General features: G+C 71.9%; 21 protein-coding genes and 1 pseudogene. 10 read left to right on the forward strand and 12 right to left on the reverse strand.

The genetic code is table 11. The features are described 5' to 3' along the window. Positions 1-82: 82 nt before the first annotated feature. Together uvrB and UW392_RS00305 are read right to left on the reverse strand one after the other, a co-directional pair. On the reverse strand, positions 83-2,227 hold the full coding sequence (gene uvrB / locus UW392_RS00300) for an excinuclease ABC subunit UvrB (protein WP_320772756.1): 2,145 nt from the start codon (positions 2,225-2,227) through the stop codon (positions 83-85). Between the two features lie 40 nt (positions 2,228-2,267). Next, positions 2,268-3,146: an MHYT domain-containing protein gene (locus UW392_RS00305; protein WP_320772757.1), complete on the reverse strand. Its 879-nt coding sequence runs from the start codon at positions 3,144-3,146 to the stop codon at positions 2,268-2,270. 277 nt (positions 3,147-3,423) lie between these two features. On the opposite strand from UW392_RS00305, the gene UW392_RS00310 reads away from it, so the two are divergent. Together UW392_RS00310 and UW392_RS00315 are read left to right on the forward strand one after the other, a co-directional pair. Further along, a complete protein-coding gene (locus tag UW392_RS00310) occupies positions 3,424-4,311 on the forward strand; it encodes a glycerophosphodiester phosphodiesterase family protein (protein ID WP_320772758.1) in 888 nt (295 codons plus the stop codon). Between the two features lie 68 nt (positions 4,312-4,379). Next, positions 4,380-4,934 carry a methylated-DNA--[protein]-cysteine S-methyltransferase gene (locus tag UW392_RS00315; protein ID WP_320772759.1) on the forward strand — a complete coding sequence of 185 codons (555 nt, stop codon included), beginning with the start codon at positions 4,380-4,382 and terminating at the stop codon, positions 4,932-4,934. Positions 4,935-4,999: 65 nt separating this feature from the next. Here UW392_RS00315 and UW392_RS00320 read toward each other — a convergent pair whose 3' ends face one another. Beyond that, entirely contained in the window at positions 5,000-5,428 is a 429-nt protein-coding gene (locus UW392_RS00320; RefSeq protein ID WP_320772760.1) for a VOC family protein, read from the reverse strand. Between the two features lie 103 nt (positions 5,429-5,531). Between UW392_RS00320 and UW392_RS00325 the strand changes: the two genes are divergently transcribed. Together UW392_RS00325 and UW392_RS00330 are read left to right on the forward strand one after the other, a co-directional pair. Then, complete coding sequence (locus tag UW392_RS00325) at positions 5,532-6,437, forward strand: pseudouridine-5'-phosphate glycosidase (RefSeq protein WP_320772785.1); 906 nt, start codon at positions 5,532-5,534, stop codon at positions 6,435-6,437. Then, positions 6,434-7,375 (forward strand): sugar kinase, encoded by a 942-nt coding sequence (locus UW392_RS00330; RefSeq protein WP_320772761.1) that lies wholly within the window; start codon positions 6,434-6,436, stop codon positions 7,373-7,375. Before UW392_RS00325 ends, UW392_RS00330 begins: the two co-directional genes overlap by 4 nt. Positions 7,376-7,532: 157 nt before the next feature. On the opposite strand, the gene UW392_RS00335 is transcribed toward UW392_RS00330, so the two are convergent. Further along, positions 7,533-8,327, reverse strand: coding sequence for a methyltransferase (locus tag UW392_RS00335; RefSeq protein ID WP_320772762.1), 795 nt, complete (start codon positions 8,325-8,327; stop codon positions 7,533-7,535). Positions 8,328-8,659: 332 nt separating this feature from the next. Between UW392_RS00335 and UW392_RS00340 the strand changes: the two genes are divergently transcribed. After that, positions 8,660-9,787, forward strand: coding sequence for a magnesium and cobalt transport protein CorA (locus UW392_RS00340; protein ID WP_320772763.1), 1,128 nt, complete (start codon positions 8,660-8,662; stop codon positions 9,785-9,787). Positions 9,788-9,857: 70 nt separating this feature from the next. Here UW392_RS00340 and UW392_RS00345 read toward each other — a convergent pair whose 3' ends face one another. After that, complete coding sequence (locus tag UW392_RS00345; protein ID WP_320772764.1) at positions 9,858-10,490, reverse strand: uridine kinase; 633 nt, start codon at positions 10,488-10,490, stop codon at positions 9,858-9,860. A 118-nt stretch (positions 10,491-10,608) separates the two neighbouring features. Between UW392_RS00345 and UW392_RS00350 the strand changes: the two genes are divergently transcribed. The 3 genes from UW392_RS00350 (at position 10,609) to UW392_RS00360 (ending at position 12,885) form a co-directional block, all read left to right on the forward strand. Beyond that, the gene (locus UW392_RS00350; RefSeq protein ID WP_320772765.1) at positions 10,609-10,767 is read left to right on the forward strand and encodes a hypothetical protein; all 159 of its coding nucleotides are present in this window, start codon (positions 10,609-10,611) and stop codon (positions 10,765-10,767) included. After that, positions 10,764-11,243 (forward strand): DUF1772 domain-containing protein, encoded by a 480-nt coding sequence (locus UW392_RS00355; protein WP_320772766.1) that lies wholly within the window; start codon positions 10,764-10,766, stop codon positions 11,241-11,243. Before UW392_RS00350 ends, UW392_RS00355 begins: the two co-directional genes overlap by 4 nt. 151 nt (positions 11,244-11,394) lie before the next feature. Continuing rightward, positions 11,395-12,885 (forward strand): glutamate synthase subunit beta, encoded by a 1,491-nt coding sequence (locus UW392_RS00360; protein WP_320772767.1) that lies wholly within the window; start codon positions 11,395-11,397, stop codon positions 12,883-12,885. A gap of 192 nt (positions 12,886-13,077) precedes the next feature. On the opposite strand, the gene UW392_RS00365 is transcribed toward UW392_RS00360, so the two are convergent. From UW392_RS00365 to UW392_RS00375, 3 genes are all read right to left on the reverse strand, one after another. Next, positions 13,078-13,881: an SAM-dependent methyltransferase gene (locus UW392_RS00365; RefSeq protein ID WP_320772768.1), complete on the reverse strand. Its 804-nt coding sequence runs from the start codon at positions 13,879-13,881 to the stop codon at positions 13,078-13,080. Between the two features lie 104 nt (positions 13,882-13,985). After that, complete coding sequence (locus tag UW392_RS00370) at positions 13,986-14,261, reverse strand: DUF397 domain-containing protein (RefSeq protein WP_320772769.1); 276 nt, start codon at positions 14,259-14,261, stop codon at positions 13,986-13,988. After that, positions 14,261-15,121 carry a helix-turn-helix transcriptional regulator gene (locus UW392_RS00375; RefSeq protein ID WP_320772770.1) on the reverse strand — a complete coding sequence of 287 codons (861 nt, stop codon included), beginning with the start codon at positions 15,119-15,121 and terminating at the stop codon, positions 14,261-14,263. Before UW392_RS00375 ends, UW392_RS00370 begins: the two co-directional genes overlap by 1 nt. Positions 15,122-15,420: 299 nt before the next feature. On the opposite strand from UW392_RS00375, the pseudogene UW392_RS00380 reads away from it, so the two are divergent. Further along, positions 15,421-16,026 (forward strand): annotated as a pseudogene (locus UW392_RS00380) (ATP-binding protein); the annotation flags it as partial. 182 nt (positions 16,027-16,208) lie between these two features. Next, entirely contained in the window at positions 16,209-16,643 is a 435-nt protein-coding gene (locus UW392_RS00385) for a hypothetical protein (RefSeq protein ID WP_320772771.1), read from the forward strand. A 19-nt stretch (positions 16,644-16,662) separates the two neighbouring features. Here UW392_RS00385 and UW392_RS00390 read toward each other — a convergent pair whose 3' ends face one another. From UW392_RS00390 to UW392_RS00405, 4 genes are all read right to left on the reverse strand, one after another. Continuing rightward, a complete protein-coding gene (locus UW392_RS00390) occupies positions 16,663-16,848 on the reverse strand; it encodes a hypothetical protein (protein ID WP_320772772.1) in 186 nt (61 codons plus the stop codon). Positions 16,849-17,014: 166 nt separating this feature from the next. Beyond that, the gene (locus UW392_RS00395; RefSeq protein ID WP_320772773.1) at positions 17,015-17,704 is read right to left on the reverse strand and encodes a DUF899 domain-containing protein; all 690 of its coding nucleotides are present in this window, start codon (positions 17,702-17,704) and stop codon (positions 17,015-17,017) included. A gap of 148 nt (positions 17,705-17,852) precedes the next feature. After that, positions 17,853-19,367 carry an amidohydrolase gene (locus tag UW392_RS00400; protein ID WP_320772774.1) on the reverse strand — a complete coding sequence of 505 codons (1,515 nt, stop codon included), beginning with the start codon at positions 19,365-19,367 and terminating at the stop codon, positions 17,853-17,855. A 78-nt stretch (positions 19,368-19,445) separates the two neighbouring features. After that, positions 19,446-21,422, reverse strand: coding sequence for an FUSC family protein (locus UW392_RS00405; protein WP_320772775.1), 1,977 nt, complete (start codon positions 21,420-21,422; stop codon positions 19,446-19,448). Between the last annotated feature and the right edge of the window lie 64 nt (positions 21,423-21,486).

The raw sequence follows: 21,486 nt of genomic DNA on the forward strand, positions 1-21,486 counted from the left end.
CTACGCAGGAGCAGGGACGCCGCTGTACTCCGGTTCGCGCTTTGTGTCGGTCTTGCAACACAGCGCGTGTCCGGGCACGCCGTCAGGCCAGACCGGCCTCCCTCATCTGGCGCAGTTCCTTCTTCATCTCGGAGACCTCGTCGCGGAGCCGGGCGGCGATCTCGAACTGCAGCTCCGCGGCGGCCGTCCGCATCCGGGTGGTCAGCTCCTCGATCTGCTCCGCCAGCTCGGCCGCTGGACGATCGGTCGGCGCCGTCTCCGCGGACTTCTTCTTCCTGGCGGACCCGGAGCCGCCCGCGGCCTTCCCGCCGAGGGCGGGGACCGGGGCCTTGGCGCCCTTCCCGTCCTTGGACTGGCTGCGGTAGCCCGATCCGAGCAGCTGCTCGGTGTCGACGTCCTCGCGGGCGATCTGCGCGACGATGTCGTTGATCTTCTTGCGCAGCGGCTGCGGATCGATGCCCTTGGCCTTGTTGTAGGCGATCTGCTTCTCGCGGCGCCGGTTGGTCTCCTCGATGGCCCGCTCCATCGCCGGAGTGATCTTGTCCGCGTACATGTGGACCTGGCCGGAGACGTTGCGCGCCGCGCGGCCGATGGTCTGGATCAAGGAGGTGCCGGAGCGCAGGAAGCCCTCCTTGTCGGCGTCGAGGATCGCCACCAGGGACACTTCGGGCAGGTCGAGTCCCTCGCGCAGGAGGTTGATGCCGACCAGTACGTCGTACTCACCGGCGCGCAGTTCGCGGAGCAGCTCTACGCGGCGCAGGGTGTCGACGTCGCTGTGCAGGTAGCGCACCTGGATGCCGAGCTCGATGAAGTAGTCGGTGAGGTCCTCGGCCATCTTCTTGGTGAGCGTGGTCACCAGGACGCGCTCGTCCTTCTCGGTCCGCTTGCGGATCTCGTGCACCAGGTCGTCGATCTGTCCCTCGGTGGACTTGACGACGACTTCCGGGTCGATGAGACCCGTGGGACGGATGATCTGCTCGACCACGCCGTCGGACCTGGACAGCTCGTACTGTCCGGGGGTGGCCGACAGGTAGACCGCCTGGCCGATCCGCTCCTGGAACTCCTCCCACTTCAGCGGGCGGTTGTCGAGCGCCGAGGGCAGCCGGAAGCCATGGTCGACCAGGGTGCGCTTGCGGGAGGCGTCACCCTCGTACATGGCGCCGATCTGCGGCACGGTGACGTGGGACTCGTCGATGACGAGCAGGAAGTCGTCCGGGAAGTAGTCCAGCAGGGTGTTGGGCGGGGAGCCGGGAGAGCGGCCGTCGAAGTGCATCGAGTAGTTCTCGACGCCGGAGCAGCTCCCGATCTGGCGGAGCATCTCCAGGTCGTAGGTGGTCCGCATGCGCAGGCGCTGGGCCTCCAGGAGCTTGCCCTGCTGCTCCAGCTCGGTCAGGCGCCCTCCGAGCTCCTTCTCGATGTCGTTGACGGCCCGCTCCAGACGCTCGGGGCCCGCGACGTAGTGGGACGCCGGGAAGACGTAGAGGTGCTGGTCGTCGCTGATGATCTCGCCGGTGACCGGGTGGAGTGTGGAGAGCGCCTCGATCTCGTCGCCGAACATCTCGATCCGGACGGCCAGCTCCTCGTAGACCGGGAAGATCTCGATGGTGTCGCCGCGGACCCGGAAGGTGCCCCGGGTGAAGGCCATGTCGTTGCGCGTGTACTGGATGTCGACGAAGCGGCGCAGCAGCTCGTCGCGGTCGAGCTCGTCGCCGACCCGGAGGGGGACCATCCGGTCCACGTACTCCTGGGGTGTGCCGAGACCGTAGATACAGGAGACCGAGGCGACCACGATGACGTCGCGGCGGGTGAGCAGCGAGTTGGTCGCGGAGTGGCGCAGCCGCTCCACCTCCTCGTTGACCGAGGAGTCCTTCTCGATGTAGGTGTCCGACTGTGGGACGTAGGCCTCGGGCTGGTAGTAGTCGTAGTACGAGACGAAGTACTCGACGGCGTTGTTCGGCAGCAGTTCGCGGAACTCGTTGGCCAGCTGGGCGGCGAGCGTCTTGTTCGGCGCCATCACCAGGGTGGGGCGCTGGAGCTTCTCGATCATCCACGCGGTGGTGGCGGACTTGCCGGTGCCGGTGGCGCCGAGCAGGACGACGTCCTTCTCGCCTGCTTGGACGCGCCGGGCGAGGTCGGCGATGGCGGCCGGCTGGTCGCCGCTGGGCTGGTAGGGGCTGACGACCTCGAAGGGCGCCACCGTGCGTTCGATGTGAGAGACGGGCCGCATGTCATCCACCGTACGACCCCCCACTGACAATGGGTCCCGATCAGCGGTTCTGCGGGGCTCGGGAGTGGCGGCGGGTCAGCGGTCGGCGGGGGCGGAGCGCCAGGCGGCGCGGTGCCGGGCGGCGGGCCGGACCGGCGACGGGGTGGGCGGGGATGCCCGGCTTGTCCTCGACGGGGCGCTCCGGGGGCTGCCCCGTGATCATGAGCGGGTCGAACATCACGACGACTCCCGCGAGGACGAGGAAGGCGAGCGGGCCGATCAGCATGGGAGCGAGGAGGGAGGCGGGCGAGTCGCCCGTGACCGGCTCGGCCGTGCCGTGCATATGGACGTCGAGCGCGGCCATGCCCGTGTAGTGCATGCCTGAGACCGCCAGTCCCATCACGAGGCTGGCGCCCACGCTCCACAGGAAGCCGCGGACCTGCACGGCCGCCCAGAGGGCGGCGGTGGCGGCGGCCATCGCTATGACGACGGACGCGCTGACGGTGAGCGTGTTGTACTCCAGGCTGCCGTCGAGACTCATGCTGGCCATGCCGAGGTAGTGCATCGAGGCGATGCCCAGTCCCGTGATCGTGCCGCCGGTGAACAGGGCCGCTCCCCCGGCTCCCCGGTAGCCGACGATGAAGATCCCGATGCCCACCATCACGATGGCGACGGCCAGGCTCGCGAAGGTCATCGCCCTGTCGTAGCGGATCGGTGTGTCCGCGACGCGGAAGCCCATCATCGCCACGAAGTGCATGGTCCAGATGCCGGAGCCTATCGCCGCCGAGCCCAGGGCCAGCCAGCCGGGCCGCCACGACTGGGCGACCAGCATGGCTCTGGTGGTGCAGCGCAGGCCGAGGGCGCCGCCGAGGCAGGCCATGAGGTAGGCCACCAGCGGTGTGACGAGTCCGTAGCTGAATCCGTCGACGGTGCCTTGCATGCGCGGCTACCCTTCCGCCCTCGTAGGTCCGGCCATCCTCTGATATGCGTCCCCCTCCCGAGACCGCACGAGCGGTCAGGGCCCAGAGCAGTATGACTCCCACCGGAATGGTCGAACGATTCTCCGGCAAAGAATCACGGGCCTGCCCCAGTTGTGCCGCCCCCGTGAGCGGAGTTGAGCAACTCCATTCAGCCTGTGGCCATTCTGCACCCGTCTGTAGTTGACCCTCTGCTGTCACAGTTGAGCTGTCCGTGATCTCACGTCGCGAGGAGTACGCATGCACGCGCGCGCTGTTGCCGTCACGACCACCGCGCTCCTGGGGGCGGCCCTGCTGGCGCCCGCCTCCCGGGCCCAGGCCTCCCACGAGGGGGCAGGGCCGGTGGTCATCGCCCACCGGGGCGCTTCGGCGTACGCGCCGGAGAACACTCTGGCCGCGGTGGACAAGGCGGCCGAGCTGGGCATCGACTGGGTGGAGAACGACGTCCAGCGCACGAGGGACGGTGAGCTCGTCGTCATCCACGACGAGAGCCTGCGGCGCACGACGGACGTCGAGGAGGTGTATCCGGACCGGGCTCCCTGGCAGGTGAAGGACTTCACAGCCGCCGAGATCGCGCGGCTGGACGCGGGCAGCTGGTTCGGTGCCGCCTACGCGGGCGCGCGCGTGCCGACGCTGGAGCAGTTCGTCGCGCGTCTGGAGCGGCACCACCAGAAGCTCCTGCTGGAGATCAAGAGCCCGGAGCTGTATCCCGGCATCGAGCACGAGACCCTGAAGGTCCTCGGCAACGAGGGCTGGCTGGACCGGCGGCACGTCTCCGGGCGGCTGATCGTGCAGAGCTTCAGCGCGGACAGCGTACGGACCGTCCACGAGCTGAAGCCGGCCGTCAAGACCGGTTTCCTGGGTACGCCTCCCGTGTCGGACCTGCCCGCGTACGCCGAGTTCACCGACCAGATCAACCCGTCGCACGACTCGCTCTCCCTGGGCTACGTGTCCGCCGTGCAGGCGTTCACCGGGCCGCGCGGCAGGCCGATGGAGGTCTTCGCCTGGACGGTCGACGACGCGGCCGACGCCCGGGTCACCGCCGGTTACGGCGTCGACGGCATCATCACCAACCGGCCGGACGTGGTCCGCGCGGCGACACACGGGGAGGCGTCCGACAACGAGTGACCGTCGCGCGCGGGGCGCCGGTGGCCGGAGCCGACCGCGTTGTCAGTGGCGGGCCGTACGGTGGGCGCATGGACAGCCTCGGGCAGTACGAGCAGCGGGTCGTGTGGACCGTCGTGGATTCCGGGATCGGTCCGCTGCTGCTGGCGGCCACCGGTGAGGGCCTGGTGAACGTCGTCTTCCACGCCACCGGGCCGGTCCGCGACCGGGCGCTGGAGCGGCTCGCGACCCGGCTCGGCAGCGAACCCGTGGAGGTGCCCGGCTCCCCGCTGCTGGCCGAGGCCGCACGGCAGTTAGACGCGTATTTCGCCGGCGAGCGGCACGCCTTCGACCTGCCTCTGGACTGGTCCCTGACCGCGGGCTTCAACCGCGAAGTGCTGCGGGAGCTGGCGTCCGGTGTGCCGTACGGGTCGGTCGTCGGCTACGGCGACCTCGCCGGGCGGGTGGGCCAGCCGGGCGGGGCCCAGGCGGTGGGGGCGGCGATGGGCTCCAACCCCCTGCCGGTCGTCGTGCCCTGCCACCGGGTCGTGGAGAGCGACGGCGGCATAGGCGGCTTCGGCGGCGGCCTCGACACGAAGAGGAAGCTGCTCGCGCTGGAGGGCGTGCTGCCCGAGCCGCTGTTCTGACGCAGGCCGCTGTTCCGACGCAGGGCCGCTCGGCGACACGGCGGCACTGCGGCACGGCGATACGGTCACTCGTAGTGCCGCGCCTCGAAGATGTTGCCGTCGGGATCGGTGAAGTAGAAGCTGCGCCTGGCCATGCCCCGGGCCCCGAAGGAGTCGTGGGAGAACTCCGAGACGGGGACACCCTGGTCCTCCAGCCGCCCGTGCAGCGCCTCGAAAGCGGCTTCCGGGAGCGACACGCACACGTGGTTCACCGGGTGCCCGGCGCTGCCGGCGGCGTCGGGCAGCATCCGCATCCGTTCGGCCATGGCCAGCGGCATGAGGTCGAAGATCGTCTCCTCGTTGAGGCGTACGGAGGGAAACGGGACCGTGCCCGCCGCGAACTCGGTGGCCCGCAAGGGCTCCGTGCCCAGCGTCTTCTCGTAGAAGCCGACCGCGGCGAGCGGGTCGCGCACCCAGAGGACCACGTGGTCGAGACGTGCCGTGTTGTCCGTCATGGTCACCAGCCTCGTGCGACGCCCCATGGGAAGCAAGTGGTTTGGTCCGGGCCCTCGCCCGCCAGGGATGAGGGGAGGCCGACGGACAGGAGGCGCACCTGTGGTGCTGATGGTGTCGGAAGAGGTACGGGAGGCGGTCGACTCCGGTCGGCCCGTGGTCGCCCTGGAGTCCACGATCATCGCGCACGGACTGCCGCGCCCGCGCAATCTCCAGGTGGCGCGTGATCTGGAGGAGACGGTCCGGCAGGAGGGAGCCGTACCGGCCACGATCGCTGTCCTGGACGGACGACCCCAGGTGGGGGTCGGCAAGGAGCAGTTGGAACGGATCGCCAACGAGGACGGCATGCGCAAGCTCGGCCACCGTGACCTGCCGCTCGCGGTGGCGTCCGGGGCGAGCGGGGCGACCACGGTCTCGGCGACCGCGGCGTTGGCCGCCCGGGCGGGCATCCGGGTGTTCGCCACCGGCGGGCTGGGCGGGGTGCACCGGGAATGGACCGTCACCCAGGACGAGTCGGCCGACCTGGGTCTGCTGGCACGCACCCGGGTCACCGTGGTCTGCGCCGGGGTCAAGTCGATCCTGGACGTGCCGGCGACGCTCCAGCGGCTGGAGACGCTGGGCATCACTGTGGCCGGGTACGGCACGGACCGGTTTCCCGGCTTCTACCTGTCCGACTCGGGACATCCGGTGGACTGGACGCTGCGCACTCCGTGGGAGGTCGCGGCGGTGATGCGGGCGCAGGACGCGCTCGGGACGTCCGAATCGGCGCTCGTCCTCGCCAACCCGGTGCCCGAGGAGGAGCAGCTAGATCCCGAGACGCACGCGCGCGTACTCGCCGACGCGCTGCGCGCGTGCGAACGGGAGGGCGTCACCGGCCAGGCGGTCACCCCGTTCCTCCTCGACCACCTGGTGCGGCACACCGACGGCGCCTCGCTGAACGCCAACCTGGCGGCCGTCCGCGGCAACGTGCGGCTGGCGGCTCGGGTGGCGGCCGCCTGGACCGGGGCGTGACGGCCCCACGGAGCGCGCTGCTGGTCGTCGGGGACGTCGTCACGGACATCGTCGCCCGTCCCCGCGGACCACTGGCCGTCGGTACGGACACGGCCGCCACGATCCGCCGGCTGCCGGGCGGAGCGGGCGCGAACGTCGCGTGCTGGGCCGCTCACCAGGGGTGCGGGGACGTCAGGCTGTTCGGCCGGGTCGGCGCGGACACGGGGGCGTGGCACGAGCACGCGCTGGTGGCCGCCGGGGTGCGGCCTCGTCTGGTGGTGGACGAGGAAGCTCCGACGGGCACGGTCATCTGTCTGGTCGACGCGGACGCAGCGGCGGAGCGTACGTTGCTGACGGACAGCGGTACGTCGCTGCGGCTGTCCCCCGAGGACTGGTCGGACACGCTGCTGGACGGCGTCGCGCGACTGCATCTGTCGGGTTACCTCCTGTTCTCCGCGCCGAGCCGCGCGCTGGTGGGAACCGCTCTGGAAGCGGCACGCGCGCGTGGAGTGCCGGTGAGTCTGGATCCCGCGTCGGCCGGTTTCCTCGCGGAACTGGGCACCGGCCGCTTCCTCGATCTGGTGAAGGGGGTGGATGTGCTGCTGCCGAGCCACGACGAGGCGTGTCTGCTCACGGGGCTGTCCCGGACGGCCGACGCGGCGGCCGAGCTGAGCCGGCACGTGCCGCTGGTGGTGGCCAAGCTGGGAGCGGACGGCGCGCTGGTGGCTCGCGGCGGCAGTGTGCGCGCCAGGGTTCCCGCCCTGCCCGTGACGCCGCTGGACACCACGGGGGCCGGGGACGCGTTCACCGGGGCGTTCCTCGCTGCCTCGATGGCGGGCGCGGGAGCGGAGGAGGCGGCGGCGCGGGGGTGCCGGGCGGGTGCTGAGGCGGTGGTGCGAGTGGGCGGCCGACCGCCGGTGGCGGATGGCGCTCGTCGCACGGGACGCGCGTCGCTGTGACCGGCGCCGTCCCGGACGACACCGCTCGCCGTCCGGTCCCTCCACCGCTGCGCTCCGCCCGGTCGCGCCCCGCTTCCTTACCGCGGCCTGCTTCCTTACCGCGGTCCTCTTCCTTACCGCGGCCTGTTCCCCCGCCCCCCGGCGTCGCCGTGGTGCCCTACGCCTTGCGTCCCCAGGCCGAGATCAGTGGGGCCGTCGCCAGGTCCATGGCGCCCGAGGCGACGTTCGCGAGGTGCCGGTCGATGTCCTGGTCCGTGGCCAGTCCGGCCGTGACGAGTTGGTCGCGTACCTGGCGGACCGTGGCGGACTCCAGCGCGGCGCAGGCGGGCGAGGCCACCGGGAAGTAGGCGTCCGCCTCGACCCGGCGCAGACCGGCCTCACGCAGCAGCCGCGGGAGTTGACGGCCGTAGGACAGGTCGGCTCCGCGACGGGCCAGCAACTGGCGGAAGGCGTGCCGCAGCCGGTTCGCCAGTTGCTGCTCGGGGCCGTGCTCGTCGGGGCACACCAGCGGCTGGAGGGCGGGGTCGGCATCCTCGACCAGCAGGCGTCCGCCGGGCCGCAGCGCCTTCACCATGGTCCGCAACGCCTTCTCCCGCTCCGGTACATGGACGAGTACGAGCCGGGCGTGCACCAGGTCGAAGCCCTCGCCCGGCGGTTCCTCGGCGCCCACGTCGTGCACCCGTACCTCGACCGGCGGCCGTGCGGCCGGGGCGAGCCGCGAGACGTCGATGTCGGTCGCGAACACCTTCCCCGTGGGTCCCACTTTCTTGGCCAGCCACGAGGCCACGGAGCTGCCGCCGGCCCCGACCTCCCAGCAGCGCCAGCCCGGTCCGATGCCCATCGCTGTGAAGTGCCGGAACGTCGTGGGGTCGAAGAGGGTCGCGAAGGCGTCGAAGCGCTCCGCCGCCTCGTTCTGCCGGTTGTCGAGGAGGTATCCGTCGGTTCGCGTCATAGGCGAATCATCCCAGTTGCCCGGCTTGCCGGAAGTGGACGACGCTCCGGCACGGTCATCCGCGCGTCCGGACGGGTCCGCCGGAATGCTTGCCGGTGCGGTGCACGCAGCCGCCCTTCACCCACCCTCCGGCCCGCCCGACAACCCGCTCACCTGCTCGTTCGCTCACGGGCATGCACTCGGTACCCGCCGCCCAACTCGGTTGTCCACAGCCGGGAACCAAGCGGAACGACGCGTTCCCACAGGCTCGCACACGGTCCACGCCGGACTGGCAGACTGGCGCGGCAGGCGCGGGCAGCACGGCGCGAGGGGCACCACGCTAGGAGATCCGGATGTCCATGGCAGGCAATCTGCGGAAGGTCACGAGCCTCGGCCGGGGCGGTCCGCTGCGCCGGGTGGCGAGGCTCGCCCGGCGGCGTCCGCGGGTCGACCTCAGCCATCCCGCACGCTCCCCGTTGGGCTCCTCGGTGGTCAACTGCGTGACCTACCAGGACGGCGTCCGCACCCCGGAGAGCGTGGATCTGGTGGACGCCGTGAAGCGGGTACGCAGCCGCCGGGACGGTTTCGTCTGGCTCGGGCTGCACGAACCGACGGACGAGGAGTTCGCGGGCATCGCGGAGCTGTTCGATCTTCACCCGCTGGCAGTGGAAGACGCTGTCGAGGCCCACCAGCGCCCGAAGGTGGAGAGGTACGGGGAGACGCTCTTCGCCGTCTTCAAGACGGTCTGCTACGTGGAGCACGAGGAGCTGACGGCCACGAGCGAAGTGGTGAGCACCGGCGAGCTCATGGTCTTCACCGGCCGGGACTTCGTGGTGACCGTACGGCACGGTTCGCACGGCTCGCTGGGTCCGTTGCGCGAGGAGCTGGAGGCCGACCCCCGCCAGCTCGCCAAGGGACCGTCGGCGGTGCTGCACGCGGTGGCCGACCACGTCGTCGACGACTTCCTCACCGCCATCGACGCCGTGCAGGCGGACGTCGACCACGTCGAGACGGCCGTGTTCGCGGAGGACGGCGCGCGACTCGACCCGGGGCGCATATACCAGCTCAAACGTGAACTGCTGGAGCTGAAACGGGCGGTGGTACCCCTCGGCCGACCCCTGGAGGAGTTGGCCACCCGGCCGATGCGGGTGATCGACCCGGAGATACAGGCCTACTTCCGCGACGTCTCCGACCACCTGTCCCGCGCCGCGGAACAGCTCGCGGCCTTCGACGAACTGCTCAACAGCATCCTTCAGGCACACCTCGCACAGGTCACGGTCGCGCAGAACGCGGACATGCGGAAGATCACGGCCTGGGCGGCGATCGTCGCCGTGCCGACCATGGTCTGCGGCGTCTACGGCATGAACTTCGACCACATGCCGGAGCTGCGCTGGCGGTACGGCTACGGACTGGTGCTGGGCGTGATAGCCCTCGCCTGTCTGGCGCTGCACCGCGGGTTCAGGCGGAACGACTGGCTCTGACCGGGACGGCACATCCGCCGGCCACCGGCCGGCGGGGAAGCGCCGGCTAACGCGAGAGGCAGGGAGAGCGTCAGCCGTTCCAGGCGGGGCGGCGCGGATCGTCGGCGCGCACCAGGACGTCCGCGGCCGCGGCGGGGTCGCTCTCGTCCGCGTAGCGTTCGAAGGCGGGCAGCGTCCACTGCTCCGTCTCGGGGGTACGACGGCGCAGCGCGCCGGGGGTGAGCAGAAGGTGGACGCTGAGGTCCAGGGGGAACCAGTGGCGCAGGAGGAACGGCCCGTGCAGCAGCAGGATGCCGCCGGGCGGAAGGTCGACGTAAGGCGTGCGGGTGGCACGGTCGGTGTCCGGGTCCCACAGGTCGGGCAGGACGCGTCCGTCGCCACCCGGTTCCAGAGGACCGAAGACCTCGCGCCACAGGGCACCGGTGTCGTACCAGCTGTCGTAGTAGGAGTCGGAGTCCCGGTGCCCGTGCTCGAACCGCAGGGAAGCGGGGCGCAGGAAACCGCCCGTCCCGACGGTCAGCGAGGGCCGCCCGAGGACACGGAGGGCGTCCGAGACCCGTTTCGCGAGGTCACCGGGGCGGGCGGCGGGGGCTCCGTCGAAGGCGACACGGCACCAGGCGCCGCCGTCGGCCGGCTTCAGATCGAGCAGACGCTCGGCGAGCAGGTCGCCGAGCCGGTCCCAGGTGATCGCTTCCCATCCCACAGGGCCCATGATGCGTCAGCCTCGGACGGGTGGACGAACACACACGGGCAGGAACGGCCACTCCGGGGTATGGCCCGGGGTGACGGCGCCAAGTGAACATGTCACGGGGGAGACAGAGATGACAGACGGCGGACGGCGTGCGGGCCGGAACCGCCGGTCCGGGACCTGGACCGGCGGGCGCGAACCGGAGCGGAAGCCGGAGATGGAACGGAAGCCGGAGCGGGAGCCGGAGCTGGGGCTGGAGCTGGAGCTGGAGCTGGAGCTGAGGCGAGCATGATCGACGGACCGTACTTCGTTCTGACCGTGCTGGGTGTGCTGGGGACGGGGCTGGTGGCCGGTGTCTTCTGCGGGTTCTCGACCTTCGTCATGAAAGGACTCGCCGCGCTGCCACCGGCGCAGGGCGTGGCGGCGATGCAGGCGATCAACGTCTCCGCGGTGACCCCGGCGTTCATGCTCGTCTTCGCCGGCTCGGCGGTGCTGTGCGCGGTCATAGCCGTGGTGACCTTCGTGCTGTGGCCGGACGAGGGCACGGTGGAGCTGCTGGTGGGCAGCGCGCTGTATCTCATCGGCTCGTTCGTGCTCACCATGGTCGCCAACGTGCCACGCAACGACGCGCTGGCCCGGTTGGAGCCCGGAACGGCGGAGGCGGCGGCGTACTGGCCCAGGTACGTGCGCGAGTGGACGGCGTGGAACCACGTCCGGACGGTCGCGTCGGCCGGCGCGGCGGTGTCGTACATATCGGCCCTCACCTGAGCGGCACCCCCGAGGGCAGGGCACCCACCCCGCCTGCCCTGCGACCCCATCACCCCGCTGCCCTGCGGAGGGCACCAGGCGGACGTATCGTGACAAGGAGACTGCGGCCGCCCACGCACGGCCTGACCCTGCGCACGCAAGGAAGACGGCCATGGCCGACCCCAAGGGATTCATCACCACGCCCCGCCAGGAGTGGCCCCGCAGGCCGGTGGAGGACAGGGTCCACGACTGGGACGAGGTCTACGTCCCGGGGGCCCTGCTGCCGATCATCGGGAAACAGGCGGACCGCTGTATGGACTGCGGCATCCCCTTCTGCCACGAGGCATGTCCGCTCGGCAACCTGATCCCCGAGTGGAACGATCTGGTCGCCCGGGAGGACTGGCGGGCGGCGAGCGACCGGCTGCACGCCACGAACAACTTCCCGGAGTTCACGGGACGGTTGTGCCCGGCGCCCTGCGAGGCGGGCTGTGTGCTGGCGATCAACCAGCCGGCCGTCACCATCAAGAACGTCGAGTGCGCGATCGCCGACCGGGCGTGGGAGGAGGGGCTGGCGCCTCCGCGTCCGCCGGACCGATTTTCCGGCCGGACGGTGGCGGTGATCGGGTCGGGGCCCACGGGGCTCGCCGCGGCGCAGCAGTTGACGCGGGCGGGGCACACGGTCGCCGTGTACGAGAGGGACGACCGGATCGGGGGGCTGATGCGGTACGGGATTCCCGAGTTCAAAATGGAGAAACACCATCTGGAGCGGCGGATCGATCAGATGCGGTCGGAGGGGACGAGGTTCCGTACGTCCATGACGATCGGGCAGGACATCGGGGCCGGCGAACTGCGGGCCCGGTACGACGCGGTCGTGGTCGCGACGGGTGCCACGGCGTGGCGGGACCTGGCGGTGCCGGGGCGGGAGTTGTCCGGGGTTCACCAGGCGATGGAGTACCTGCCGTTGGCCAACCGGGTGTGCGCGGGCGATCTGGCTGCCTCGCCGCTGTCCGCGGCCGGGAAGCACGTGGTCATCGTCGGCGGCGGCGACACGGGGGCGGACTGTCTGGGCACGGCGGTGCGGGAGGGTGCGGCTTCCGTGACCCAGTTGGACATCTACGCGCAGCCGGGCGCGGAACGCGACGAGGAGGTGGAGCCCTGGCCGACGTACCCGCGGCTGTACCGGCTGTCGGCGGCGCACGAGGAAGCGCGTGATCTGCGTTCCGCGCCGGTGGCACACGCGGATGCGCGGTTGTTCGCGGCGTCCACGCTGCGGCTCGCCGGTGACGCGGACGGGCGGGTCCGGGAGCTGCACCTGACCGGTGTGGACGCCGGGCGGCGGCCGTTGCCCGGCGCCGAGCGGGTACTCCCGGCCGACCTGGTGCTGCTCGCCCTCGGGTTCTCCGGACCGGACCGTGCGGACGGGCTGATCGGGCAGCTGGGGCTGCGGATGGAGGAGCGCGGCACGATCACGCGGGACGGGCGGTTCGAGACGAACGTGCCCGGGGTGTTCGTCGCGGGGGACGCCGCGCGGGGGCAGTCGCTCATCGTGTGGGCGATCGCGGAGGGCAGGGCGGTGGCGGCGGCCGTCGACGGGCATCTGACGGGCCGCCCGTCACGCCTGCCGGCGCCGATCGGCCCGTACGACCGGCCGATGACGGCCTGAGCGACGCCCACGGTCAAGCATCCCGTCAACCACGACCACCGGTCACCGACCACCCGCGACCCGCGACCCGCGACCCACTATCCGCCACCGACCACCGACCACCGGCCACCGGCCACCGGCCAAGGACCAGCGGTCACCGGACGCGTCGGCCCTGGCTCTCTTCCGGGCTCCCCGGCCGGTGCACGGCCCCCCTCACCGCTTGCGTGCCACCGCCCCGTAACCCGGGATGACGCCGTCGTCCTGGCCGGGGACCGGTTGGCCCAGGTCGGGGTGCCAGAGGTGGGGCACCTGGACGCCGGGGTCGACGAGGTCGAGACCGTCGAAGAAGCGGGTGAACTCCTCGCGGGTGCGCAGGGCCAGCGTGACCCCCGCGGCCTTGAGCTTCTCGGTGGCCGCGCGGGACTCCTCGGGCGTGAAGTCAGGGGTCGCGTGGGTCACCACCAGGTAGCTGCCGGACGGCAGTTCGGCCATCAGGCGGCGGACCAGCTCGTGCGCGCCGTCCTCGTCGGAGACGAAGTGCAGCAGCGCGATGAGCGACAGGGCGACGGGCCGGCCGAGGTCGAGTATCTTCCGTGCGCCGTCCAGGACGGCGTCCGGGTCGCGGACATCGGCCTGGAGGTACTCGGTCGCGCCCTCGGGGGTGCCACGCAGCAGCGCCGCGGCGTGGGCGAGCACGATGGGGTCGTTGTCGCAGTAGACGACGCGGGTGTCGGGTGCGATCCGCTGGGCGACCTGGTGCAGATTGGGCTCGGTCGGTATGCCCGTGCCCACGTCCAGGAACTGCCGTACGCCCTGGCCCGCCAGCCAGCGCGTGGCCCGCTGCATGAAGGCGCGGTTGACCCGCGCCATCACCGGCACCCTCGGGTCGAGGGTGAGCATCTGGCGGCCCATCTCCTCGTCGACGGGGTAGTTGTCCTTGCCGCCGAGGTACCAGTCGTACATGCGGGCGGGATGGGGTCTGCTCGTGTCGATCTCTACGGGCTGCTGTCCGGTCACGACGGACTCCAGAGGGGTAAGTCGGCGGGGTGTCGGAAGTGGACGATCATGTTCAGGTGCTGGCAATCACAGAGGAAGAGGCTTAGCAACAAGGGGTGTGCGGGTCAGGAGAGCAGGAAGTCCGCCTCTCCGGCCTTGGCGCCTTCGATGAAGGCCGTCATCTCGTCGGACGTGTAGATCAGCGCGGGTCCGTCGGGGTCGGTGGACTGGCGGACGGCGATGCGGCCGTCGGCGAGCTTCATCGCCTCCAGGCAGTTGCCGCCGTTGCCGCCGCTCCAGGGCTTGTGCCAGCCCTCGCTGCCCAGCTCGCGCGCGGGCATGCCGTTGTAGATCCGCTGGGCGCGGAACCGGGTGCCGGGCTGGGACGTGATGCGATCCATTACAGCTCCTTGCGGAGATCCCGGAGGATCTCTTTTGTGCGATGTGCCGTAGCGGCCTGCGCCGCCATGCGGTCCATGACCTCGAGGTAGGTGGCCACCTCGGCGCGCGCGTCCAGGTAGACGGCGCCGGTCAGGTACTCGCTGTAGACCATGTCCGGAAGTTCGGGCACGGCGAATCGGAACAGCACGAAGGGCCCGTACGTTCCCGGGTGCGGCCCGTTCGCGAACGGGACGACCTGGAGCGTGACGTGGGGCAGCTCCGTGGCCTCGAGCAACTTGTCGATCTGCTCTCGCATCACCTCCGGGCCGCCGACCGGGCGGCGCAGCACCGTCTCGTCCATGACGACCCACAGGCGGGGCGCGTCCTCTCGGGTGAGCAGTTCCTGGCGTTGCATCCGCAGATCGACGTGACGCTCTATGTCGTCGGGGCGGGTCTGGCCGATGGCGCCCGACTTCAGCACGCCGCGTGCGTAGTCCTCGGTCTGCAGGACTCCGGGGACGAAGTGCGGCTCGTAGGAGCGGATGAGCGCCGCGGCGCCCTCCAGGCTGACGTACATCGAGAACCAGCCCGGCAGGATGTCGTGGAAGCGCTGCCACCACCCGGGCTTGTTGGCGTCCTCGGCCAGCAGGACGAAGGCGTCGGCCTCCTCGTCGGAGATGCCGTACGCCTTCAGGAGCAGCTGGAGGTACGGGATCTTCAGCGCGACCTCGGCCATCTCCATACGGCGGACCGTGGCGGGGGCGACGCGGAGGATGCGGGCCGCTTCCTCGCGCTTCATCCCGGCGCTCTCCCGCAGGTCCAGCAGGCGTCGGCCGAGTACGACCTGGCCGACGGTCGGCGCGGACCGCGGTTCGCTCACCGCTCCACCTCCACGAAGAGTCCCGATATCGCGTGCGTGCTGAGCCGCCGGGCGGGCCGGTCTCCGTCCGCGAGCGCGCGCGGACAGCCCGGCGGCGCCCTCCGCAGATCCCGCAGAAGCTCTGCCTCGAGGTTCTGCTTCGAAGATCCGTCCCGTAGCTCCGGGCAGACCTTCGGCCGATCTGAAGTGGCGCCGCTCGACGTGCTGTTGCGAGCAGTGTGCCACGCCCGTCCAGAACGTCACACAGCACTCTGCAATTTTCAGAGTGACTCTTGCCAAGTGTTCTTGGCGGGGAGATAGTGGCAAGCGTGATTCCGTCCGCGCCTTTAGGAACAGAGGCCGCCGCGGGCCGCCCCCACGGCCCCGGCGCCGCCACGGGAGCCGTCCCCGCCGGGGCGACTGCCGAGCGCCGGTTCCGCTTCGAGCTGGCCGCCCACCCGGGTTCTCCCGCCCAGGCCAGACGCCTGACGCGGGCCCGGCTGACGGGCTGGTCGGTGTGTGAGGACACCTGCGACACGGCGGCGCTGGTCGTCTCCGAGCTGGTCACCAACGCGATCGTGCACACGGCGAGCAGACACATAGTGTGCGAGCTGCACGACCGCAGCGACACGGTGCGGATAGCCGTGCGTGACGAGGGGTGCGCGCCGGGTCAGCCCCAGCCGTCGTCCGGGCAGCAGCCCGAGGACGAGCACGGCAGAGGACTGTTCCTCGTCGACGCCCTCTGTCACTCCTGGGGCGCGCAGGAGCACGGTCCCGGGCTGCTGGTCTGGGCCGAGCTGCTCCGCGCGGCCGACGGGGCCGCGTCGGACGCCCCGGAGCCCCGTGACGACCTGGGCTGGGGCGCCCGCCCCAAGCCCGGCCCGCAGGACGACGGTCCGGGCGAACGGCCCGGCGACGGTTCGGACACAGCCGACGGTCCCGGCCCTGGCCACGGCAACGGCAACGGCAACGGCAACGGCAACGGCAACGGCAACGGCAGACTCGCGCGCACCGGCGAACCCGCGCGCACCGGCGAGATCGAGACCCACGCGCGCGTGGAGGACATCGTCCCCGCGCGGTCACGCCGGAGGACGGAGGAGGAAGGTCTGTGAGCGCAGCATCCGGAGGCCGGGTACTCGGCCTGGACACGCTGGTCCGCCTCCAGCGCCGGCTGAACGCGCCGCGGACGCCGCACCGCCTCTCCGTGCCCGACGGCATGAACGCTCCGCTGGGGTGCGACGCGGTGGCGGTCCCTCCGATCCTGGGCCAGCAGGTGCTGCCACGGCTGCCTCGCGTGGGGTGCGTCTACGCCGACGAGGCGCACTGGTGGTGGCTGGTTCCCTCGGACTCGGACTACGCCATGGAGTGGCCGGCTCCCGCGCGGTACGCCTCCGGAGCGGTCGTGTGCGACTCCCCCGACATGCCCGGCCTCATCTACCGGCCGGACGGCGAGGTGCCCTACACCCCGCCCATCCCCCTCTATCTCGCGGTGTGCCGGCTCACGGGCACCACACCGACCTGGTCGAGGCCGGTCTCCGCGTGAGCCCGGCCGGCGGCGCGCCTCAGGCGGCGGCGTCACCGGCTGCGTCGCCACCCCGCACGATCACCAGGAACATGTCCGTCGCGAGGTCCATGACGACCTCGGCGGGCAGTCCCTCCTGACGCCGGGCGTGTGCGAATTCCTCGGCCGGCCAGGACCCCCGCGGTCCGCCGGCGGGAAAGCGCTCGATCACCGTTCGACCGTTCACCCTGCCACCTCCATCTGACGCTACGCTCGTAGAGTTAAACGCCAACGATGGGGTGAACGCCTCGCGAAGTGACGCTATCGAGACGTAGCTGACACTGGTTCACCGCAAAGAGTGAGCGGATTCTCGTTCCTCCGGCCGTTTCGGCCACTCTCCGTGGCGGGGACGTTCAGTCCTCGTACTCATCGTGGTATCGGACGCGCTCACTTCCCGCAGGGGCCCCGAGAGCCGACGCGCGTCCCACCGGTTCCTCCCATTCCTCCTGACGCCCCAGTGCCGTGAGGTCCAGCAGGCTGGTGGTGGAGCCGAGGCAGTCGAGGCCGCGCTCGTACGTCGAGTACGTGTGGAAGACGCGGTCCCGGTCGCGCAGGAAGCAACTGAGGCCCGGCCGTTCGACCAGTTCCCCCTCGTGTTCCAGGGTGACCTCGAAATCCTCGTTGAAGTCGCTGACGAACGACGAGTACCAGGGCACCGTCCAGCCCATCCGCGCCTTGAACGGCAGGATCCGCGGATATGGCGCCCGGGACACCACCGCGAACGACGTGTCGCGGGCCCGCAGATGCGCTAGGTGCCCGACCTGGTCGAGGAAGGCCGAGCAACTGCGGCAGCCGGCGTCCCAGTCGGGAGCGAACATGAAGTGGTCGACAACGAGTTGCCGCCGTCCCTCGAACAGGTCGAGCAGCGTCGCCTTCCCGTCGCCGCCCTCGAACACGTACTCCTTGGTGATCTCCACCATCGGCAGCCCGCGCCGTTCGGCGTTCAGAGCGTCACGCGCGCGTGTGGCCGCCTTCTCTCTGACCAGCAGGGTCTCGCGCGCCGCGCGCCACTCCTGGCGGGAGACGATCTCGGGAAGCGACATGGGCTCCTCCTGTGCAACGGTCCGTCAGGAGGTCGACCCGCGGGGACGGCGAAACTCATCGCGCGGCGCGCGGAATTCTTTCCGCCGCGTGCCCGGCGCTCCCGTTCCCGGTGCTCCCGTTCCCGGGAACACCGGGCCGGGGGCCGGGTCAGGTGTCGTACGTCTGCACGCGCCTGCCGTGACCGCGGTCCAGCAGCGCGGGGAGCCGGCGTTCCAGCTCCCGCACCACGCCGGGGACGTCGAGGGTGAGCAGCTCACGGTCCCGCATCAGCACCTTGCCGTCGACGATGGTCGTACGCACGTCCGACGAGCGGGCGCTGTGCACGAGGGTCGCGGCGAGGTCGTGCACAGGCTGGGTGTGCGGCCCGGTGAGGTCGACCAGAACGATGTCGGCGCGCCGGCCCGGCGCGATGCTGCCGACCGTGCCGCCCAGGCCGACCGCGCGGGCGCTCTGCAGCGTGGCGTGGTGCAGCGCCTGCCGTGCGGTCAGCCAGCGGGGATCGCCCTCGCTCTGCTTCTGGATCAGGGCGGTGAGCGCCATCGACTCCCACACGTCGAGGGAGTTGTTGGAGGCGGCGCCGTCCGTGGCGAGGCCCACGTCCACGCCGATGTCCCGCAGCGCGCGGACGGGTGTGGTGGTGGGCCAGGCGAACTTGAGGTAGCCGCGGGGCGCGGTCGCCACCGCCGTACGGCCGTCCGCGCGCGCCAGGGCCGGCAGGTCGCGTCCGAGGATGCCGGTGCCGTGGGCGATCAGTACGTCGGTGTCGAGGACGCCGGTGCGTTCCAGCACGCCGATCGGGGTGACGCCGTGCCGGGCGAGGCTGGCCTCGGTCTGGTCGCGGTTCTCGGCGGCGTGCAGATGCACGGGCAGGCCGTGTTCCCGGGCGAGCGCGGCGGTGATGGTGAGATCGGCGTCGGTGACGGTGTAGGGGGCGTGCGGGGCGAGGGCAGTGGTGATCCGGCCGCCCGCGTCACCACGGCGCCGCAGCGCGAAGTCCAGGGACTGTTCGCGCCCCTCGCGCCCCTGCGTGGAGAAGTACGCCTGGCCGAGCAGCGCCCGCAGACCGCACTCGGCGACGACGTCGGCCACCGTGTCCATGGCGAAGTAGTGGTCCGCGAAGCAGGTCACGCCGGCCCGGATCATCTCGGCGCAGGCGAGCCGGGCTCCCAGTTCGACGTCCCGGGCGGCGAGGTTCGACTCCACCGGCCAGACGACGTCGTTGAACCACTCCTCCGTGGGCAGGTCCTCGGCCAGGCCGCGCAGGGCGGCCATCGGGGCGTGCGTGTGGCAGTTGATCAGACCGGGGAGCGCGACCTGGCCGCGGGCGTCGATGCGTTCGGCCGCGGGCAGGGCGGCACCGGCGGCGGCGCTCGTCACGGCCTTGACGACGCCGTCCCGCACGACGACGGCCGCGTCGTGCGCGAAGGCGACGCACTCCAGATCGGCCGGCCCACCCGGACCATTTGTACCGCCCGTACCGCCCGTACCGGCCGGCCCGCCCGGACCATCCCTATCGGCCGGATCGCCCCTCCCGGCCGGATCACCCCTCCCGGCCGTACTGGCCGTACCGGCCGGGGGCGCCCCGTGTACGAGGACGGTGCATCCGGTGATGACGAGATCGGCGGGAGTCGCGGGATCGGCGGGATCTGCGGACTGCGTCATGTGGCCAACGTACGGCGCGGACGCCGACGCCCGGGACGGTGCGCGCCGAACGGCGCGTGCGCCCGCGTACGCCCCGGCTCAGCCCGCGAGCGGCAGACCGGGCGAGCCCTTCGAGCCGGGCGAGCCCTTCGAACCGGTCGAGCGGCGCAGGCCGACCCGGCCGCGGCGTTCCGCCAGTTCGTCGCGGAGCTCGGCGAGGCGCTCGACGTGCCGGGACGTGAGCCGTCCGGCGTCGTCCAGGTGCACGGCGCAGGAGGTGGTCGTGTCGACGAGCCGTTCGAGAACGGCCGCGACCTCGTCCGCGCCCGCTGAGTGCCGGGCGAGGGCGGGCAGCTCGGCCGTGGCGAGCGCGATCGCGGACCGGGCCTCGGCGAGCGTCCGGTACGCCTCGCGGCGGAGCGTCCAGCGCCGTGCGCGGTCGTCCGAGGCGCTCAGGACGTGCCGGAGGTAGGCATCGGCCGCGTCCGCGGCCCGTTCCAGCCGGTCCCGTACCCCTCCGCCGTGCTGTCCGGGCATCGGCAGATGCCCGACGATCAGCACGATCGCGCAGGCCAGGAAGGTTTCGACGATCCGGCTCCAGGACGCCTGGTCGTCACCGCCGAGCATCGCCAGGGCGAGGACGAGCAGCGTGGCGACTGCGGTCAGCGCGGCGAAGTGCCGGTTGGCGACCGGGATCAGCGCGCCGCTGACGGCGACGACGGCGACCAGTCCGGCCGGCTGCGGCAGCACCGCGGCGAGCCCGGCGAAGAGGACCGCGCCCAGCACGGTGCCCGCGGCGCGGCACAGCGTCCGGGAGAGCAGCGGCCCGAGGTCGGGCTTGACCAGGAAGGTCGCCGTGACCGGCAGCCAGTACCAGTGTGTGTGGTGCAGGACCTGGGCGACGGCCACACTGCTGCCGTAGCAGAGCGCGACCCGCATGCCGTACTCGCGTCCGGCGGGGCCGACGGCGACGCCCAGCAGATCCTTGACGCCGCGGCGACGGCGGTGCAGCGTGTCGGGGCGCCGGTCGCCGCTTCCGTCGCCGCGGCCGTCACCGCGCCCGTCCTCGGTCCCGCCTTCGCTCCGGTCTCCGCGCCGGTCGAACATCTCGGCGGCGTGCAGCAGCGCGTCGTCCAGGGCACGCAGCTCGGGCCGGTGCCGCGCCGGTGCGGGCAGCGGCCCGGTGTGGTCGCCGGTCCGTACGGCGGTGGCCAGCCGCCGGGAGCCCTCCGCTGCCCGTGCGGGCAGCGGGTCCCCGGCCCAGGCGAGCGCGGTCGCCGCCTCGGCGAGCGGGAGCGCGGCGGCGTACTGGGCGTGCAGTCGCCGCTCGGCCGCGGACCGGGTGTACCGCCGCAGCCGGGGCCCGGCCAGCGCATCCTGCGCGTGGTCGAGGGCGGCGGTCAGCGCGGCCCGCCTGGCGGTGGCCTGCGGGGTGCCGGCGGCGACGAGGAGCGCGGCGACGGCGTCGTACACGGCGGCGACGGCGTCCCGCTCCCCGTCGAAGCGGTGGTAGTCGGCGGCGCGGAACGCGGAACGCGGCGTTCCGGCGACGGCGCCCGGGGCGGGCATCACCAGGCAGAGCAGGAGCAGCAGGCCCGCTCCCGCGAGGTAGGCCAGCGCCCGCTCCCACGGGGCGTCGGAGGACTGCATGCCGGATCCGACGGCGGCGGCGACGAGCACCTGCGACCCGGCGGCGGAACCGACCCGGCCCACGGCGCTGAAGCCGCCGGCGACCAGCCCGAGCAGGGTGAGCAGCACGGTGAGCACGACGGGGCCGGTGTGGTGGCCGGCGTATGTACCGGCGCACACGCCGGCGGCTCCGGCGAGCGCCGGTACGCCGAGCCGCTGCACGGAGGAGCGCCGGCTCCCGGGCCGGTCGCTGAGCCCGGCGAGCATGGCGCCGATCGCGGCGACGACCCCGAGGGAGGTGACGCCGAGCGCGACGGCCGCCCCCACCAGCGGCCCGGCGACCAGCGCGCCCCGCACGACGGCACGCCACGGCACCGGACCGCGCTGGGCGCGGAGGGCATGGGCGAGCCAGGGCGGAAGCGCGAGGGCTGGGCTGCGGCGGGACACGGCACGGCCTCCTGTCGTCTCGGCGAGGGCGGAATGAGCCTTCGGGCGACGGTGGCCGGGGCTG

It is taken from the genome of Streptomyces sp. CRN 30 (assembly GCF_034105845.1).

Coding starts and splice junctions, on each gene's coding strand:
- uvrB (WP_320772756.1), bottom strand. CDS start 2,227: ATGCGGCCCGTCTCTCACATCGAACGCACGGTGGCGCCCTTCGAGGTC.
- UW392_RS00305 (WP_320772757.1), bottom strand. CDS start 3,146: ATGCAAGGCACCGTCGACGGATTCAGCTACGGACTCGTCACACCGCTG.
- UW392_RS00310 (WP_320772758.1), top strand. CDS start 3,424: ATGCACGCGCGCGCTGTTGCCGTCACGACCACCGCGCTCCTGGGGGCG.
- UW392_RS00315 (WP_320772759.1), top strand. CDS start 4,380: ATGGACAGCCTCGGGCAGTACGAGCAGCGGGTCGTGTGGACCGTCGTG.
- UW392_RS00320 (WP_320772760.1), bottom strand. CDS start 5,428: ATGACGGACAACACGGCACGTCTCGACCACGTGGTCCTCTGGGTGCGC.
- UW392_RS00335 (WP_320772762.1), bottom strand. CDS start 8,327: ATGACGCGAACCGACGGATACCTCCTCGACAACCGGCAGAACGAGGCG.
- UW392_RS00340 (WP_320772763.1), top strand. CDS start 8,660: ATGTCCATGGCAGGCAATCTGCGGAAGGTCACGAGCCTCGGCCGGGGC.
- UW392_RS00350 (WP_320772765.1), top strand. CDS start 10,609: ATGACAGACGGCGGACGGCGTGCGGGCCGGAACCGCCGGTCCGGGACC.
- UW392_RS00355 (WP_320772766.1), top strand. CDS start 10,764: ATGATCGACGGACCGTACTTCGTTCTGACCGTGCTGGGTGTGCTGGGG.
- UW392_RS00360 (WP_320772767.1), top strand. CDS start 11,395: ATGGCCGACCCCAAGGGATTCATCACCACGCCCCGCCAGGAGTGGCCC.
- UW392_RS00370 (WP_320772769.1), bottom strand. CDS start 14,261: ATGGATCGCATCACGTCCCAGCCCGGCACCCGGTTCCGCGCCCAGCGG.
- UW392_RS00395 (WP_320772773.1), bottom strand. CDS start 17,704: ATGTCGCTTCCCGAGATCGTCTCCCGCCAGGAGTGGCGCGCGGCGCGC.
- UW392_RS00400 (WP_320772774.1), bottom strand. CDS start 19,367: ATGACGCAGTCCGCAGATCCCGCCGATCCCGCGACTCCCGCCGATCTC.